We start from the raw sequence: 1,905 nt of genomic DNA, 5'->3' as shown, positions 1-1,905 counted from the left end.
GGCGGGCCTGCGCATCTCCCCTCGCGCAGCACCTGGAATGGGCCTATAAGCGGGCATCCCAGCGACGCCTCATCCACGGAGACCACAGACCATGAGCGGAGAGCTTTCCCCGATCGACAAGGCGAAATTTGTCGCCGCCAAACGCGCCGCCGAGATGGTCGAGGACGGCATGCGCGTCGGGCTTGGCACCGGCTCCACCGCCGCCTGGCTGGTGCGCTGCCTCGGCGAGATGGTGCGCGAGGACGGGCTCAAGATCTCCTGCGTGCCGACCTCCCTGCGCACCGCGCAACTGTCCCGCGAGGTTGGCCTCACGGTGATCTCGCTGGAGGAGGCCAAATGGCTCGATCTCACCATTGACGGGGCCGATGAATTTGACAGCGAACTGAACCTGATCAAGGGCGGCGGCGGCGCGCTGTTGCAGGAAAAGATCGTCGCCTCCGCCTCGGATCAGATGGTGGTGATCGCCGATACCGCCAAGGAGGTTTCCCGCCTCGGCGCCTTTCCGCTGCCGATCGAGGTGATCCCCTTTGGCCTTAGCACCAGTCGGGCGCTGGTCGAGGAGCTGCTGATCTCGATGGATGTGATGGGCCGCGCGGTGTCGCTGCGCATGGATGGCGCCGCGCCCTATATCACCGACGAGGGCAACCATATCCTGGATCTGCACCTGACCCGCATCGGCAACCCGCGACAGCTGTCACTGGCACTGAACCAGATCCCCGGGGTGGTGGAGAACGGGCTGTTTATCGACATCTGCGACACGGTGGTCGTCGGCTATGGCGATGGCCGCGTCGAGGTGCGCGATATCAACGAAGGCACCATTGAGACCGACCGGATTGATTTCGTCGAGACCGACAACCTGTTTACCGATCTGGGTGACTGATAGTGCGCGTTTACCGGGCTTTTCTGATCCAAAATGCACGCTATGCTGGCCTCTATTGAGACAAGAGGCTTTCATGTTCGGACTTTTGAGCGAAAATTGGAGCGAACTGTCGACTGCTATTAATACAATATGCGCTGTGCTGAGCATATTGGTTGCATTCGGGTTCTTTGTGCGCAGGCAGCGCACCCTGAAAGATCTGATCTATGTCGAACAGGAGCGGGACGATTTGCGAAAACGTTTCGCCCGTGCTGAGGCGCGATTGGACAAGATAGATCCCCGGAGGTTCGAAGAGGCGGTTGATGCAGCCTACAATGCGGGCAAGTTCGACAAGGCCGAGCAGATCGCATTCGCGTTTGCCGAGGAGCAATCGCCGGCCTTTGGCAAAGCTGCGGAAATTCTGGCGGAACAGCGTTTGTTGCAGAGCGAAAATGGTGACGCACAACTGGCGCAAGAGGCGCAGAGGTTTGCTGAAATCGGCTTGGCTGCGCAGCCGGGTGATGTGAGGTTGAAGGAAATCAAGGCTCTATCGAGACAGCGAGAGAAAGACATCCAAGCGGGAGATCCAATCGAGGTTTTGAACTGGGATGGAATGAGCGATGTCGAGCTGAATCGGCTTTCCATATCCCTGTGGAAGGCAGGTCAGCTCCAGCTGGCGGAAGTCGCGGCGCGCCGATCTGTTCCCTTGGCGCTCTTGCGAACGGGAAAAATGTCGAGCAACTATGCTGCTGCGATTGCCCAACATGCGTATTGTTTACAAGACATTGATGACTTTGATAGCGCCGAACCACTCTATCGCGAGGCGCTGGAGATCACCCGCCAAACCTTGGGCGAGGGGAATGCCTCTTATGCGACACGCCTCAATAACTTCGCGGGGCTATTGCAGGCCACCGGGCGCACTGATGAGGCGAAGCCGCTCTTTCACGAGGCGCTGGAGGTTACCCGGTAATCCCCCCCGTTTCTGCGGGGACTTGGTCGTAGAATTTACGCGGCCGTTCTCAGTTTCTGGGCGGGGGTCATCCCGCCGT

Annotated in this window: 2 protein-coding genes; both read left to right on the top strand. The window is 59.3% G+C overall.

The features are described 5' to 3' along the window. The first annotated feature begins 91 nt into the window (after positions 1 to 91). On the top strand, positions 92 to 880 hold the full coding sequence (rpiA, locus tag HCZ87_RS20655; RefSeq protein ID WP_167647000.1) for a ribose-5-phosphate isomerase RpiA: 789 nt from the start codon (positions 92 to 94) through the stop codon (positions 878 to 880). Between the two features lie 73 nt (positions 881 to 953). Beyond that, positions 954 to 1,826 carry a tetratricopeptide repeat protein gene (locus HCZ87_RS20650; protein WP_167646998.1) on the top strand — a complete coding sequence of 291 codons (873 nt, stop codon included), beginning with the start codon at positions 954 to 956 and terminating at the stop codon, positions 1,824 to 1,826. The last annotated feature ends 79 nt before the right edge of the window (positions 1,827 to 1,905 follow it).

It is taken from the genome of Phaeobacter sp. HF9A, assembly GCF_011806385.1.
GTDB lineage: Bacteria > Pseudomonadota > Alphaproteobacteria > Rhodobacterales > Rhodobacteraceae > Epibacterium.
Note: the sequence above shows the minus strand (reverse complement) of the source record. Positions and strands in the feature narration are given on the sequence as shown.

Bases quoted from the DNA above. Each gene is read 5' to 3' on its own strand.
- rpiA (WP_167647000.1), top strand. From the start codon at position 92: ATGAGCGGAGAGCTTTCCCCGATCGACAAGGCGAAATTTGTCGCCGCC.
- HCZ87_RS20650 (WP_167646998.1), top strand. From the start codon at position 954: ATGTTCGGACTTTTGAGCGAAAATTGGAGCGAACTGTCGACTGCTATT.